General features: G+C 50.0%; 10 protein-coding genes. 7 read left to right on the forward strand and 3 right to left on the reverse strand.

The window, feature by feature from the left end:
• Positions 1-369: 369 nt before the first annotated feature.
• The 7 genes from HNR65_RS08700 (at position 370) to HNR65_RS08725 (ending at position 11,159) form a co-directional block, all read left to right on the forward strand.
• Complete coding sequence (locus HNR65_RS08700; RefSeq protein WP_181551104.1) at positions 370-645, forward strand: hypothetical protein; 276 nt, start codon at positions 370-372, stop codon at positions 643-645.
• 54 nt (positions 646-699) lie between these two features.
• Complete coding sequence (locus HNR65_RS08705) at positions 700-3,126, forward strand: fused MFS/spermidine synthase (RefSeq protein WP_181551105.1); 2,427 nt, start codon at positions 700-702, stop codon at positions 3,124-3,126.
• 193 nt (positions 3,127-3,319) lie between these two features.
• Positions 3,320-5,635, forward strand: a complete 2,316-nt coding sequence (locus HNR65_RS08710) for a PAS domain S-box protein (RefSeq protein WP_181551106.1) — start codon at positions 3,320-3,322, stop codon at positions 5,633-5,635.
• Positions 5,636-5,691: 56 nt separating this feature from the next.
• Positions 5,692-6,492, forward strand: coding sequence for an ATP-binding protein (locus HNR65_RS17980; protein WP_232364732.1), 801 nt, complete (start codon positions 5,692-5,694; stop codon positions 6,490-6,492).
• Positions 6,493-6,844: 352 nt separating this feature from the next.
• Positions 6,845-7,975 carry an ABC transporter substrate-binding protein gene (locus tag HNR65_RS08715; RefSeq protein WP_181551107.1) on the forward strand — a complete coding sequence of 377 codons (1,131 nt, stop codon included), beginning with the start codon at positions 6,845-6,847 and terminating at the stop codon, positions 7,973-7,975.
• Positions 7,976-7,982: 7 nt separating this feature from the next.
• Positions 7,983-9,989 carry a sensor histidine kinase gene (locus HNR65_RS08720; RefSeq protein ID WP_181551108.1) on the forward strand — a complete coding sequence of 669 codons (2,007 nt, stop codon included), beginning with the start codon at positions 7,983-7,985 and terminating at the stop codon, positions 9,987-9,989.
• Positions 9,990-10,022: 33 nt separating this feature from the next.
• Positions 10,023-11,159 (forward strand): PAS domain-containing sensor histidine kinase, encoded by a 1,137-nt coding sequence (locus tag HNR65_RS08725; protein WP_181551109.1) that lies wholly within the window; start codon positions 10,023-10,025, stop codon positions 11,157-11,159.
• Here HNR65_RS08725 and HNR65_RS08730 read toward each other — a convergent pair.
• The 3 genes from HNR65_RS08730 to HNR65_RS08740 form a co-directional block, all read right to left on the reverse strand.
• A complete protein-coding gene (locus tag HNR65_RS08730; protein WP_181551110.1) occupies positions 11,105-12,556 on the reverse strand; it encodes a sigma-54-dependent transcriptional regulator in 1,452 nt (483 codons plus the stop codon). The genes HNR65_RS08725 and HNR65_RS08730 overlap by 55 nt on opposite strands.
• Positions 12,557-12,691: 135 nt before the next feature.
• Positions 12,692-14,962 carry a GumC family protein gene (locus HNR65_RS08735; protein WP_181551111.1) on the reverse strand — a complete coding sequence of 757 codons (2,271 nt, stop codon included), beginning with the start codon at positions 14,960-14,962 and terminating at the stop codon, positions 12,692-12,694.
• Between the two features lie 75 nt (positions 14,963-15,037).
• Positions 15,038-16,090 (reverse strand): polysaccharide biosynthesis/export family protein, encoded by a 1,053-nt coding sequence (locus tag HNR65_RS08740; RefSeq protein ID WP_181551112.1) that lies wholly within the window; start codon positions 16,088-16,090, stop codon positions 15,038-15,040.
• Between the last annotated feature and the right edge of the window lie 5 nt (positions 16,091-16,095).

Genomic DNA, 16,095 nt, shown 5'->3' on the forward strand with positions numbered 1-16,095 from the left:
AATATAGATGCCCGCAGAGGGGCTGTTTCCGACCTATAACCGTTGAATCTCTCTGAAATCATTTATAAAATTAAGAAAATGGATACTGGATGGATCCAAGTGTGAAGTGCCGGGACTGCGAATGGAACGACAAGGTCAAGCTTTGCAGCGCGGAGCATGGCTTATAGCAGGCGGCAGGGTATAACAAGGACAAGCCCTTCAACAAATTTGCGATTCAAATGGTTTTGTGGCAAAAACCTTAACTTTTGCTTCCGTCCTTATTCAATGTTAGTCCGCTACAAAACAGAGGAAAATCAAGAGTTGACCGAAACCATCTACCGACTCAGACAACCGGGCTTAAAATAGCAGGAAATTGCCAACCAGACCGGCGTGACCTATCAGATCGCCCGCCAGATCTACCAGCGGGAGTGCATCCACAGAGAGCAGGCTTTTTATTATCCCTTTATCGAATACCTCTCAACCCGCACTGAAAATGCTATCCGTAAAAGCTTGGGAGAAGACCTGCTGGCCGCCCCGGAAGGTTTCTCCCAGCCTGAAAATCTCAAAAAAATGATCTGCTGGCCCGGTGTGGGTTCCGTCGTCCTCCAAAACCTTGCCGACGGCCTTGACCAAGCCGGGTATGAATCATTTGACCCCAAAAAATAAAGAAACCCTGTTCAGAAAGCGTATCTGTCAGATGTAATCGGATTCAGTACTCAATTGCTGGGCGCTTCAAGCTATGCCGTAACCATTATTCTCTCCACTTTCATGGCCGGGCTCGGCCTCGGGGCGTGGCTGATCGGCAAAAAAGCGGATCAGTTCGCTGCAAAAAAACTGATACGTGCCTACATTGTTCTCGAAGTGGGCATCGGCGTTTATTCAATGCTGCTTCCTGTCCTTCTGGAATGGTCTGAATCGATTTACGTGGCATTCCAGCAATCTTATGAGCCCAGCCTGCTTGTTTTCAACGGATTCAAGCTGATGCTGGCCGCATTACTGCTGATTGTACCCACAACCTTGATTGGCGCTACGCTACCGGTCATCAGTCGTTATATCATTCGCCGTCAAGATCATATTTCCATTCCCGTAGCCCGCCTTTATGCCATGAATACACTGGGAGGCTTTCTGGGAACCGTATTGGCCGGTTATTATCTTCTGCCGGCCTTGGGAATTGTTCAAACGACCGGCATTGCAATCTCTATTAACTTTGCGGTTGCGGCAGCGTTTTGGCTTGTGAACATATTGATGCATCCTGATTCTTCCGCTCCTGCAGTACAGGGCGATTTGTCCGCGGCCCAGCCCGAAACCTGCATAAGTTCTCTGCAAAAAGCTGTACTTGGAGGCTTCTTTTTGTCCGGAATGGCCGCCATGTTCTATGAAGTTGCCTGGACACGCACCCTATCAATGATTCTCGGGACCACTACGTTTGCCTTTACCACCATGCTGGCGACTTTTCTGGTGGGCATTGCACTGGGCAGTTCGCTCTACGGTATCATCAAGCATTTTCTGTCAGGAATAAAACTCGTTGTCGCCCTTCAGTTTATTGTAGCCTGCTCGGTTTTGTTGTCAATTCCTCTGTTCGAATCACTTCCATTGATCTTTGTCATTCTTCATGACCGTTTTGTACAGGGATGGACAGAGATGCAGATGGTGCGTTTTTTTCTGGCCGGTTCCGTGATGCTGATTCCCACCGTTGCAATGGGTCTGCTTTTCCCGGCTGTCAGCGCGGTTTTTATTGACAATACCGGCCACCTGGGTCGCCGGCTGGGCCAGTCCTATGGCCTGAACACGCTTGGAAACGTTCTTGGCAGTGTGTTGTGCGGGCTTATTCTAATCCCGGCAATCGGGATGCAGAAAGCTATTATAGCGGGGGCTGTGCTGAACCTGGTTGCCGGCTGTATGATCCAGATGTCCCGGAAAGACATTTCGATCCCGAGACGGATGCCGGCCATGGCAGCGGCTGGGATAATCCTGTTTCTGGCTTTCTCGATGGTCAAACCCTGGTCTCCGTGGATTATGAACAGCGGGGTCTATGTGTATGCCCCCAGGTACGAAAAAATGCTCGAAAACTATCAGCGGTTGGCAAAAAGAAATGATAAGCTCCCCGAAGCTTCTGCTTGGGAAATTCTCAAATCATCCATGCATCAATACGAACTGCTGCATTACGATACAGGCCCCGCTGCCACGGTAGCTGTTATGGAAGACCGGGAGGGTACACGGTTTCTCAGTGTGGACGGCAAAACAGACGCGAGTACCGGGCAGAAGAGCGACATGGAAACCCAGGTGATGATTGGACAACTCCCTTTGCTATTTCATGAAAATCCCGACAAAGTCCTTGTGGTGGGTCTGGGCAGCGGGGTCACCGTGGGTTCGGCCTTGACCCACGATGTCCGTGTGGTTGATTGTGCTGAAATTTCGACTGCTGTTGCCGGGGCGGCTGAGCTGTTCTCACAGGCCAATCACAATGCCCTGGAAGATCCGCGCCTGAGGATTGTTCCCCGGGATGCCAGAAACATGCTCTTAACCTCGGAAGAACGCTATGATGTAATAATCTCCCAGCCGTCCAATCCCTGGATCAGCGGGCAGTCAAATCTGTTTTCTTTGGAGTTTTACCAGCTCGTGAGCAAGCATCTTAAGCCGGGCGGCCTGTTTTTACAGTGGACGCCGTCGTATCTCACTTCCTCGCGGTCTCTGAAGATCATCGTGCACACGATGCGAAGCGTGTTTCCCCATTTGACAGCCTGGACCAGCGGCTCTGCGGGAGATATGATCTTTATGGCCAGAAAAGGAGAGAAACTCCAGATTGATTACTCGGAATTTGTGAGCCGGGTCAGCCGCAAACCGGTAAAACAGGATATTGAGAGAGTCGGACTCAATCCGGAACTGCTGCCTTTTGAATTATTTGTTATGAATGAAGATGAGCTTCCCGTTTACATTTACGCAGACCTTCAGGCCCCGCTGCCACAAAATACCGACGATCGCCTGATTACCGAATTTTCAGCGCCCAGGCAGCTGCTCACGCGCAACCGGATTTCCAGGTTCGTGCAGCCCGATCGCCTGCACGGGAATCTTTCTTCACTGCTCCAAATACTGAAAAACGTACAGATCGAAGAGGTTAAAAGCGACATACTTTCAGAAAATACATAAATTCAGGTTTCCACATTCAATATAACGCAATAGCAAAGCATATTAGTCAAGCAAGCGGGGTAATTTCTTCCTGCCTGATGTCCTTTAGCGGGATCTCTCGGAAAACGTTTGAGGCGTTATAAAAAAATAAGTATTATAATATCCTGATTGTCGGCATTCCATTGAAAAAAATCACAGGAAGGATGTCTTTTGTATGGATCTTTCGGGCATCATTGGTATTGTGAACAATGCGGCACTTTTGCTTGCTCTGGCCCTCCTCTATGACACGCTCAGCCTAAGCCCACGGTACGATAAATCTCCACTTCGGCAGATAGCCGCTGGCATTGTGCTGGGTGCCGTTGGTATCGCAATCATGCTCAATCCATGGAATTTTGGCCATGGGATCATGTTTGATACCCGCTCGGTTTTGCTTTGTATTGCCGGTTTCTTCTTTGGAACCGTCCCCGTAGCTCTGGCAGCTTTGATGACCGCTGCGATGCGCATTTTTATTGGAGGAGCCGGGGTATGGACCGGCGTTGCCATTATTGTAGGTTCCGGCGCCATTGGTCTGGCATGGCGGCATTTGCGCCGCGATCGGCAAAAAGACCCTTCGATAGTCGAACTGTATCTGCTTGGCCTTGTCGTCCATGTTGTCATGCTCGTTTGCATGCTGTCTCTGCCCTGGGAGATCGCTGATGAAGTGCTCTGGCAAATCACCCTGCCGGTTATGCTGATTTATCCCTTAACCACGGCTGTGCTGGGTAATCTGATGGTGCACCGGGGCAGGCGAAATCAGATGGAGGCGGCTTTAAGAAAGAGCGAAGAGAAATTCAGGAACCTTTTTCAGCATCATGCTGCGGCCAAATTGCTCATTGATGCCGAGACAGGAAAAATCGCGGAGGCCAATTACGCCGTGGAAAAATTTTACGGATGGTCCGCTAAGGAGTTAAGAAAACGAAAGATTCACGATATCAACACGCTTCCACCAGATCGGATCGCTTCAGAAATGGACAGTGCCCGAACGCAGAAGCGGACCCACTTTGAGTTCCGTCATCGCATAGCTGACGGTTCGATAAAAAATGTTGATGTCTACAGCAGCAGTATTGACATAGACGGAAAAGAATATCTTCATTCCATCATCAACGACGCGACCGACCGCAAACAGGCAGAGGACACCCTTCGGGAGCGGGAAAAATTTCTCCAGTCAATCTTAGAAACCACGCCGGATGGATTTTGGGCTGTGGATCGCAAAGGGGTGCTAACAGAGGTGAATGATGCCTATTGCATCATGTCTGGCTACGGCAGGGACGAAATTGTCGGGATGAGCATTAGTGAACTGGATGCCTTGGAGTCGCCTGAGGAGACCGCAGACCATCTCCAGCAAATCATGTCCAATGGCTCGGAGGTTTTTGAAACCAGACACCGCCGCAAGGACGGCAGCATCTTTCCCGTGGAAATATCCGCCACCTACTTGGATGAACACGGGGGTAAATTTGTCTGCTTTAGCCGGGATCTCACGCTGCGCAAACAGCAGGAGGAACAGGTTGTCCTGCTGGGCCACATGTTGGATGCGGCGCCGGCGGCGATCATGATCCATGATCTGAAAGGCCATCTGTTTTATGCAAACGAAGTTGCGTTTGCGCTCCACGGCTATGAGAGCAAGGCGGAATTTTTGGCGCTGAACCTCTATGAGTTGATTTTCTCCGAAAGTGAAAAGCCGGTTGCCGCGTATTTCGACGGCGTTGCAAAGAAGGGTGAGAACAGGTTGGAAACGTTTCATTACCGCAAGGACGGTTCGACCTTCCCCTTAGAAATCATGGCAAAATCCATCGAATGGGATGGAAAGCCTGCGATCCTAAACATCGGCAGTGACATTACAGAGCGCAAAAAAGCGCAGGAAGCAATTGCGCATTCTTATGACCTGATGCAATATATCATTGAGCATGCCAACAGTGCGGTTGCTGTGCATGACAGGGACTTGAAATATATTTACGTAAGCAAGCGCTACCTGGATGAATACAAGCTCAAGGAAAGAGATATTATTGGGAAACACCACTACGAAGTGTTCCCTGACCTGCCCCAGAAATGGCGGGATGTCCATCAGAAAGCATTAAAAGGAGAGATTTTAAGGGCAGAGCGCGATCCCTACCCCCGGGAAGACGGCACAGTGGAATGGACCCGTTGGGAATGCCGGCCTTGGCATGAGTCCGACGGATCGATTGGCGGATTTATTGTTTATACAGAAGTCATCACGGATCGGGTTCTGACCGAAGAGGCCCTTCGGGAGAGCGAGGAATACCAGCGGGCCATTATCGAGGCCTCGCCTGTAGCGATCATCAGCCTTACACCCGATGGTTTTGTTCGAAGCTGGAATACTGCTGCAGAGCAGAGGAGGTTTTGTCAGCAGATAGACGATCCACAGAGATCACCCGCCAGTTGCTGGCATTTTCCCGCCAGCAGACGATCGTCCCCGAGTCACTGGATGTCAACGAAACCGTTGAGAGCATGCTCAAGATGCTGCGCCGCCTGATCGGAGAAGACATTGATCTTTCCTGGCAGCCGCGGGCGCGCAAATGGAAAGTATACATGGACCCGAGCCAAATCGATCAGATTCTGGTCAATTTGTGTGTAAATGCCCGGCATGCTATTGCCGATGTGGGCAGAATAATAATTGAAACCGAAACAAGGACTTTTGATGAAGACTATTGCGCCACAAACATCGGCTTTACTCCGGGGGATTTCGTTATGCTCTCCGTGAATGACAACGGCTGCGGTATGGACAAGAAAACCCAAAACCGGATTTTTGAGCCGTTTTTCACCACAAAAAAAACAGGGGAAGGCACGGGTCTGGGATTGGCTACGGTTTACGGCATCGTCAAGCAAAATGAAGGCTTTATCAATGTTTACAGTGAGCCTGGAAACGGGACCACATTCAAAATCTATCTCCCAAAGCATGAGACAATGCCAGAAGAGACAAAAAGTCAAGCCGCTCTTGAGCCTGAAATTAAGGGAACTGAAACAGTCCTATTGGTGGAGGACGAACAGCAGATCCTGCACATGACAACAATGATGCTCGAAAAGCTTGGCTATACCGTGCTGGCCGCCCAAACGCCCGCAGAAGCAATGGATACGGTCAAGGCGCATACAAGCAAAATTGACCTGCTTATGACCGATGCTGTCATGCCGGAGATGAACGGCCGGGAGCTTTCAGAGAATATCAAATCCCTCCATCAGGGTCTTAAGGTCATGTTTATGTCAGGCTATACCGCCGACCTGATTGCACACCGCGGAGTGCTGGACGAAGGTGTTAATTTTATTCAAAAACCTTTTCCAAGAAGGGATCTTGCTCTCAAGCTAAGAGAAATCCTGGATGAAGCAGACCAGTGAATAGGTATTTCAGCATAGCGCTATCACTTCCGATTTTTTCATATTTTTGTGCAAAAATCACAATATTTTTTTAGCATTTTCCTGTTAGCCGCTTTTATTACTTTGGCAGCCCCCCGTTTAAATCCGCATGTACAGGCTTTTTCCTGAAACATGGAAACGCATATGCCTCTCTGTTTTTTTTGGCACTAAAATTGCATTATACTGCCAATAAAAGTGGGCATGGCATTTTGAATACAGCTTTTAAATCACAGGGAGGCTGCAGGATTATATTCGTATGAAAATATCGTTTAAAATTTGCTTGTTATTTTTTTGGTTCTTCTTTCAGGCCGGGAATGCAGGGGCTTATGAATCCTTGCGTCTGTATCTGGACGCGGACATGTCCATCAACCACAAAGCCGGGGCTTCCATTGAAATGGGCATTCGCACGGCTTTAGACAAGCTGGGCTGGAAACTGGGAGGATATCCGGTAAGCCTTGAAGTGCTCGACAACCGCGGCAACTCTTTGAGAAGCCGCGAGCATCTGCATCAGTTTCTGGAAGATAAGGCTGCGCTGGCTGTCTTTTGTGGATTGCATTCACCGCCGGTGCTTGAAAACCAGAACCTCATCAACGAACACCACATTCTCATGCTCAATCCCTGGGCTGCCGCCGGACCGATCACCCGGCCCGAATCAACGGAAAACTGGATTTTCAGGCTGTCGATAGACGATTCAAAAGCAGGCGAGATCATCATCGATCACCTGCACCGCGTGCATGGACTCAAAAAACCGGTCCTGCTCCTGGAAGCCACCGGTTGGGGTGCAAGCAACGAAAAAACCATGAGACAGGCCCTGAAAAAAAGAAACCTCCGGGCAACCGGGGTGTTCCGATTCCCCTGGGGCACTACGCCTTACACCGCAACCGAAATTTTGCAGGAGGCGATGGCCGGTGATCCCGACAGCATCGTCCTGGTGGCCAATACGCCCGAGGGAAAAAGTTTTGCCAAAGCAATGAGCGATATCCGACCTGAATCCAGGCTCCCGGTGTTCAGTCACTGGGGCATTACCGGCGGTAATTTTTTCGAGGCTTTAAGCCCGGACATACAATGGGAATTTATTCAAACCGGCTTTCCGTTTGTGACACGGAATGGCGACCTGATTGTGAAGGAAACCGGCCTTCTATCAAAAAAATTGTTTTCTGACCTGGAGACCATGGCTGATCTTGGTGCGCCAGCCGGGTTTGTGCATGGATTTGATATCACACTGATTCTGGGTGCCGCAGCCGATCAGGCCGGGCTTACCGGCGATATCCAGGCCGATCGCCTGGCCGTGCACCAGGCCCTGGAAAATCTGGCAAAACCGGTTCCAGGCCTTTTAAAAACGTACAACCGGCCCTTTTCGGCCTACAATCGCCAAACCCCGGATGCCCATGAAGCCCTCGGCCCTGAGGATTACAAAATGGGCAGGTTCAACAGCCGTGGGCATATCGTACCCTTCAAATGGTAAAAGATACATGCCAACGAACAAAACATACAGTTCCGTAGGGAAATCCTTTATCAGTTTGGCCCTGGCCTTGTTTTCCGCTTTCTGCTTGCTGGCCTCATGGGTCTTTCTTGGCCCCCTGCAGTCCAATATAGAGCAAAACGTCAGTAAAAGCGTGGAAAAATACGTGCATACGCTTAGGTTATACGGGCACAACAACCTGCAGTCATTGGTGAACGTCATTGAAGATCACGCCCGGCTGCCCCATATTGTCCACAGCGTCATGCGCACCCACGTCCCGATGTGGAAACTGCAGCACCAGTTGCTCACCATGAAACTCATGGGCCGGGATGTCAATTACACTCTGCTGGACTACCAGGGCAACCCGATTGCATCGGAAACTGATACCTCCGCTGATTTTTCCGGCCAGACTCCCTGGGTACGTTCCATACTCGATGGCCGGCGGACCACCTGGATCGATGCCGGTTATCACGATACGCAGCCTTTCTGGCGTATTGCCGTTCCGATCCGCTACAATCAATACGTGGAGGGGGTGCTTGTCGCCGAATGCCCCGTGGAATCGCTCCTGGATATCATTATATCCGATGATGTGCTCCATCCCCACGTGGGCATCGAGCTTGTGCGCGGAACCACGGTGCTGGAGGAAAAAGGCGTGATTCCAAGTGACTACACAATGTTCCAAAGCTCATTATCCCACTCCGGCATTCAATGGAACCTGCTATGGGACCACGACGCTATCCGGAAAAAAATGACCATGATCTATATTCGCTGGCTGTTTTTTTTCTGTTTGACAGCTCTTGTCATCGTCTTTTTTTTCTATCTATACGGGAGTAAAAAAATTGTATATCCCCAGGAAGCGTTAAACAGGATCAATCAGCAGCTGTTTGCCCAAAAAAAAGAAATTGAAGGGCAATATCAGCAATTAAAAGCCGCCCAGCTCGACCTTGAAAAAAAAAACCGGGAACTGGCCGCGGAAAAAAACCAAATGGAAGCCATTATTCATTCGGTTCAGGACGGCATTATCACAACCGACGCCCATGGCACCATCCAGACAATCAATCCGGCGGCCCGAAAGCTTTACGGCCTTGCTGAATCAAAGCTGCTTGGCAAAACACTGGCCATCAATGCGGGGTTTTCTGAATTAAAAGATGCCTTGGAAAAAATGATTCTGGAAAAAACGGCTTACCGAAATCTGGAATTTTTCCTGAAAAATAAAAAAACAGACAGACAGCATTATCTCCGAGCCTCCCTTGCCCGTGTATCGACAGGGGCAATGGCTGAGAAAGAGGAGTATTTAGAATTTGTTGTGGTATTAATTGATCTGACCCGTGAAAAAGAACTGGAACACATGAAAACCGCCTTTATTAATACTGCCGCCCATGAGCTTAGAACTCCTCTGACCTCGATCCAGGGTTTTTCGGAATTGCTGGTAATACGCAAAACAGTGCCTCCTGAAAAAATTCATTTCTATGCCAAAAAGATTCATTCTCAAACCAAGGTGTTAAGCGCCATTGTGTCCCGGCTGGAAGATGTCAGCACCATAGAATCCGGGCGCACCATCAGCATTTTCCCGACCCTCCGGGATCTTCCGGATTTGATCCGGAAAACCATCGATCTGGCCGGTACCAGCTATGGTTCAGAAAGGCTGGAAATGCAGTGCCAGCCATGCGACCCGTTTTATTTTGACATCAACCGGATCCGCCAGGTCATCTGGGACCTGATCGCAAACGCCCTGATTTATTCCTCCACCAACGCCCGGGTCCGGGTCGAGGGCTGGATGGACATTGCCAGATATTTCGTGGTAATCCGGGACGAAGGTATGGGCATAGACACAGCTTTTGCCGCCCGCGTATTTGACGGTTTTCTGCGCGCTGACACCTCCAGCAGGGCACCGGGCGGCTTCGGGCTGAGCATTTACCTGGCAAAACACATCATCGATGCCCACCATGGCCAAATATTTATGGAAAGCGAACCCGGCAGGGGTACTGAATTTACAATCTGCCTTCCCAGAAATTGATATGAAATCCAATCAAAAAAAAGGTGTTTAAAAATGTGTGACGATTTTAATCAATCCCGATCAACTTCTAAATACCCGGCGGATTCAGGTCATTTAAAAAAGACCCAGCTACCCCCCCATGTATTGCTGGACTGTATACAGACCCAGATCTGGTTTTTAACAGACGAGGTGCATTATGGATTTGTAAACAAGGCGCATTCCCGATTTATCGGGCTTGAAAAGTCCAGGATTGAAGGCAGGAGTCTTTATAATTTTTTTTCACCAGAGGAAGCCGAGACCTGCATAAAAAGCAACAGGGTTGTTTTCGAAAACCAGAGCTTCGTTATTTCAGAAGAATGGATGAAAGACCGCACCGGCCAGAACCGGCTGCTAAAGATCTGCAAAACTCCGGTGCATGACCCGGAAACCGGAAAAACCTGTGTGGTCTGCTCTGCGGAAGACATCACCGAGCAGCGGCAGCTCGATGAGATGAGAGGCGAATTTCTCTCCACAGCGGCGCATGAACTGCGCAGCCCACTGACATCGATCATGGGGTTTGCCGAACTGGTCATGGCCCGTCCCGATTTGTCCGGTGAAAAACGAAACCGCTATAATGCCCACATTCTGGCCCAGTCCAAAATCCTTGAATCCATTATTGCCAACTATTTAAATGTCAGCCAGATCGAATCCGGGCGGGACCTGCCGTTTAACCCAGGGCCGGTTTGCATCAAAACCCTGATCACGGAAGTGGTCCAGCAATTCACAGACCAGAAAACAGACAGGGAGTTTGTCTGCAGCATCGGCAATGCACCGGAACTTCAACTGGATCGGGTAAAAATGATTCAGGTGATGTACAATCTGCTGTCCAATGCAGTCAAATATTCAAAACAAGGCTCAAGAGTAATGGTACATGGGCAGTGCCAAAAAAGCGGCCAGTATCATATCACCGTATCGGACAACGGCTGCGGAATGACAAAGCAGGAACAGGAACATGTGTTTAACAAATATTTCAGGGGCACCCGGGCCCGACATCAGTGCAAGGGCTTAGGCCTTGGCATGGCTGTTGTCAAATACATGGTTGACCTGCATCAGGGCCAAACCTGGCTGGAGTCCGAGCCCGGCAAAGGAACCACTGTTCATGTGCTTCTGCCATGTGGCAACTCAAGCTCATGCTTCCTGAGCAGCGCATAAAAATGAGACACGGAAACGCCGGCCTTTTCGCACAAATCCTTGACGGTTTTTTCTTTGGATGAAAAAATAAGCTGCTTTAAATAGATTTTCTCGGCAGCCCTGGAGCCTTCCGCCCTTGCTTCTTTGAGCGTTCCAGCTGGTTTTCCAAATGCGCACGGCGTCTGATTTTCAGATATGACCTTGTCTTCAGAACAGGTGGAAACAGGGCGCCTTTGGTGCTCCAGCTCACCGGCAGCTATCTTAACCCGCAGGTAATTGGGCAGTTGCTGGGGGTATAAAATAGGCTCGGGATCTGCAGAAACAACGGAGTGCTCCAGGCAATGGCGCAGCTCCCGGATATTACCCGGCCAATCATAACTTCTGAGTGTGGGCAGAAAGTCAGAAGAAATGCCCTTGACAGGCAGGTTATACTGTTGGCAGATGTTTTGCAGAAAAAAAGCCGTAAGGTGATCCAGATCTTCAAGCCGATCGCGCAGCGGCGGCACAAAAATTTCCTGCCCCATGATCCGGTACAGCAAGTCCTGGCGGAAGGCGTTTTTCTCAACCATGGCCGCCAGGTTTCGATGGGTTGCGGAAATCAGGCGAAAATTGCTTCTTTTTTCCTCCAGCGCCCCAACCGGCCGGAAAGTTTGTTCCTGGAGCACCCGAAGAAGGTTTTTCTGGACATCCATGGGCAGCTCCCCGATTTCATCAAGAAACAAGATTCCCTTGTCAGCGCTTTGAATCAGGCCGACTTTATCTGCATGAGCGCCGGTAAAGGCGCCTTTCCTATGACCGAACAAAATACTGTCAACCAGGCTTTCAGACAAGGCCGCACAGTCAACCACCACAAAGGGTCCGCCGGATCTGGGGCTGTTTGCATGAATAATCCGGGCGATTAACTCCTTGCCAACTCCGGTCTCCCCCCGAATCAGGCATGGCGCACCTGATGTTGACGCCTGGGCTGCCTGCTGCAGGCAACGGTGCAGGGTTGGACTTCCGCCAATTAGTCCCTGCCGGTTAAGGGCAACCACCTTTTCTTTTCCGGATTTGTCCTTTCGGTAGCGCAGGGCCTGGCGAACAAGGTGGGTCATGGAGCGGATGGAAAAGGGTTTTTGAACAAAATCCCAGGCGCCGCGGTAAATGGCCGTTTCAATACTTTGTTCTGAACCACCAGCGGTAATTACAATTACTTCCGGATTGGAGGGAATTTCAAGGAATGCTTCCAGCCATTCCAGGCCGTTTCCATCCGGCAGGGAAAGATCCAGAAAAACAATATCCGGCAGGACCTGCCGGGCGACATCAAAGCCCTGGCCCAGCATCTGAGCGGTATGAAACTCATGATCCTCCCGGTCCAGTGCTTCGCAAATCAACCGGTTGATTGTCGGATCATCGTCGATGACAACAAACAAAGCCATATAATCAGAAACATTTCATTTAAAATCAACCTTTTATTAAAATTCATATTATAGTCCTTATTCTCCACCCCGTCAAGAAGCAATTGCTGAGAGCCTATCGTGCCAATTTGCAAGAACACACGGCCTGAAACCAGGTTAAACTGATCTTGTTGTTTTTTTTCTGTTCCCGCCTTCATGATACTGATAATAATACTGGTAATAATAACGTGAGTCCCGGGTGCGCTTTACGGCATTTAGTACTGCGCCCAGAATTTTCTGGTGGACCGGTGTTAAAATTTCAAGGGTGTTTTTAACTTCATGCCGCCCGGTCTGCCCTTCCCTTAGCACGACCACGATGCCACCGCTAAGCCGGGCCAGAAGCAAGGGATCTGTTACCGCGGTAACAGGCGGTGAGTCCATTATGATAAAATCATAATGATCTGAAAGACTGTCAATGAGTTTCACCATGCGCGTGGAACTTAACAGAACCCAAGGATTCGAGGGAACAGGGCCGGCTGTGGCCAGATCCAGTTGCGGAATATGGGTTTCTCTTATGACTTTTGACAACTCAGCCTTATGGGCAAGAAAACCGCTCAGGCCGGGCTCACTTTCAGCATTGAACATCTTGTGAAGATTGGGGTTGCGAAGATCACAGTCGAGCAGCAATGTTTTTGATCCGTGCTGGGCCAGGGTAACAGCCAGGTTGACGCAGGTGATGCTTTTGCCTTCGGCAGGCCCCGGGCTGGTGACAAGAAGCGTTTTTGCCTCCCTGACCTTTTGGGAAAACATCACCGAAGTTCGAAGAGACCGGTAGGCCTCGCTGTAAAACGACATGGGCGAATACACTGTCACCAGTTCTTTTGGTTCGCCCTCAGGCGCGTAAATTCCGGAAAAATCATGGATGCCGGTCAAAAAGGGTATACCAAGATGCTTGACATCATCCGGGGTTTTAATCGCATTGTCCAGATGTTCCAGTAAAAAAGCCAGGCCAAGCCCTGCCATAAGGCCCAGGGAAAGCCCGAAAATCAAATTCCTTTTCGGCCTGGGCCGAACCGGACTGTCCGGTATCTCAGCGCCTTCCACCAGCCGAATATTTCCGCTTTCAATGTCTTTTCCAAGGGATGCCTTCTCGTAACGCTGCAGCAGTGTTTTATACATATTGCGGGCGCTTTGGGCCTTGCGCTTGAGCACGCTGTATTCCACGGCCTCGCGGTTTATGGACTGGGCGCCCTCCTTGATCTGATTTAAAGACATTTCAAGGGAGCGCTCTCCGGCAAGGGCCACCCGGTATTCACTTTCCAGAGAGCTGACAATGCGTTTCATTTCAGCCTCTTTTGCTTTGTTCAGTTCATCGAGCTGGGATTGGATGCCGACCATCTTTGGATGGTTGGCCCCATAAGTATGGGCAAGCTCGACCATTCTGCATTGAAGCAGCACCTCTTCCTGGTGGATCCGGGAAACGGTGTCGTTGCTGGCAAGTTCCGTGACACTGCTCATATCCGAAGTGTTGTCCAGCAGAGTTCTGGCCTGCTTGTACCGTGCTTCTGCTCCCACACGACGGGCTTTTGCCTGGGTCAGCTGCTGATTTAACTCGGAAAGGGTCTGTGCTGTAAGCTTTTCGCTCTCCTCGGAAAAAGTGGTTACAATGCCATGCTTCTCCTTGAACTGTTGGAGTTGCCGTTCGGCTTTCTCCACACTTACCTGGGCTTCATCAAGGCGTTTTTGAAGCCATTGGGCCGCATCCTGGGCTGCTTCGATCCGATTTTCCAGGTTAAATTCAATGTAGTTGGTCACAACAGAATCCGCTGCCTGCCGGGCCAGCACAGGATCTCTGGCATGAAAGCTGACCTGCACCAGGCGGGAATCGGAAACCGGCTCCACATCAACCCGTCCCAAAAAGGCGCTGGTCAGTTTTTTCATCCTACGTTGCTCTTCGGTTTCCGCTTGGACCCGGCCGGTTTCGATCGCCTCTGCTTCACGATCACTGCCGGTATCTAAAAGGGATACAACGGATTTAACCCACCCACTGAAAGTGGTTGAAATCGCATGCCGGACTTGCGTGATAAATCCATCCGGAGCTTTGGGAAAAAACTCCCGGCTGTCGAGTAAATCCAGCTTCCGAATCACTTTTTCGGCAACCTGACGACTTTTTATTATCTGGTACTGGCTGTTATAGTACTCCCTGCTGGAATTGTCAGTTGCCAGCATTTCCTCGATGGAATAAATTTTGGGCGCTTTAGGCTCAATCATCAATGTGGCGGTGCTTTTGTACACCGATGTCTCGGTAAGGGCCAGCAGGAACGAAGAAACTCCTGCCAGCAGCACACAGGCCAGAATTGTCCAGCCGTGACGCTTCATAACAATCCAGTAATGGCGGAGATCAACAATGTCCCCGGAAGCCTGCGAATCTTCCCAATTTCTATCCATGACACTCCTCTGAAAATAATGCATCCGTCAAAACACGCATTTAGACGGTGCAGATATTGGACTTTTACGGCAACATCAAAAATAGCTTTCCGGTACAACAATTAAATCATTTGGTTGCACGGTCACATCTAAATGATCTGGTCCATCATTAATCATCTTTTTCACGTTGACCCGGATGACCTTTTTTTGGTTTTGGGCCATTCGGGTGATATGGACCCGGTTTGGCGCGGCAATGGAGGTAAAACCCCCAGCCATACTGATGGCTTCAGCAACACTGGTGCTATTTTTAAGGATGTATCCGCCGGGCTTCTGGACCTGCCCTATCACGAAAAATTTCGATGCGCTGGGAATATACACGGTGTCATCGGCCTGCACCCTAAGGTTGGCCGGCTGATCCGTGCTGCCAAGAAGGTCTGAAAGCGGTATCTGAACCGCTATTTTCGGCTTTCCCTCCAGCTCATCTTCCTGGCGGATGAGAATAAGGTGCTGGCCGGCCTCCTGCTCCCGGATTCCGCCGGCGTTTGACAACATGCCCAGAAGCGTTTCCTCTTTTTTCAGCGCGTAGCTGCCCGGGCGATGCACAGCACCCAGAAGAACGACCTGTTGGCTGTTGTAATCAGTAATCTTAACGCTGACATGAGGGTTGACCAGAAAATCCATTTCCTTTAATTTTCCGGAGATCATATTTTGAATTTCGGAAACGGTTTTTCCGGCAACCTCCAGGGTGCCGAGAAGCGGATACTGAATAACGCCTTCGGCGCTGATCCGGGCACTGTCGAGACTTAAAGCCTTGTCCTCGTAGACAGTTATCCGCAATACATCGCCAGGGCCTGTCCTGTATTCTCCCGGGCTGTTTTTTTCCTCAAGCAGCTCCAGATACTCCTGGACGCTCATGCGTTTTGCTTTCCCAACCGTTTCTTTAAACCGGGTATCGACTTTATCCCCGAATTCCGTTTTCGCCGGATCTTCCACCTTTCTGAGCAGTTCCTGCTCAGAAAGCATCCCGGAACGGCTCTCCTGGTTGTCCATATAGACCATTTTCTGGCCTGAAGCGCATCCCGGCCCTCCTGCCAAAAGCAGGACCATAAAAACAACATAGATCAGCATCCTGTCCCTGAAATTTCCCATTGGCT

Origin of the sequence: Desulfosalsimonas propionicica (genome assembly GCF_013761005.1) — a bacterium.
Classification (GTDB): Bacteria; Desulfobacterota; Desulfobacteria; order Desulfobacterales; family Desulfosalsimonadaceae; genus Desulfosalsimonas; species Desulfosalsimonas propionicica.

Coding starts and splice junctions, on each gene's coding strand:
- HNR65_RS17980 (WP_232364732.1), top strand. CDS start 5,692: ATGGACCCGAGCCAAATCGATCAGATTCTGGTCAATTTGTGTGTAAAT.
- HNR65_RS08735 (WP_181551111.1), bottom strand. CDS start 14,962: ATGGATAGAAATTGGGAAGATTCGCAGGCTTCCGGGGACATTGTTGAT.
- HNR65_RS08725 (WP_181551109.1), top strand. CDS start 10,023: ATGTGTGACGATTTTAATCAATCCCGATCAACTTCTAAATACCCGGCG.
- HNR65_RS08710 (WP_181551106.1), top strand. CDS start 3,320: ATGGATCTTTCGGGCATCATTGGTATTGTGAACAATGCGGCACTTTTG.
- HNR65_RS08720 (WP_181551108.1), top strand. CDS start 7,983: ATGCCAACGAACAAAACATACAGTTCCGTAGGGAAATCCTTTATCAGT.
- HNR65_RS08730 (WP_181551110.1), bottom strand. CDS start 12,556: ATGGCTTTGTTTGTTGTCATCGACGATGATCCGACAATCAACCGGTTG.
- HNR65_RS08740 (WP_181551112.1), bottom strand. CDS start 16,090: ATGGGAAATTTCAGGGACAGGATGCTGATCTATGTTGTTTTTATGGTC.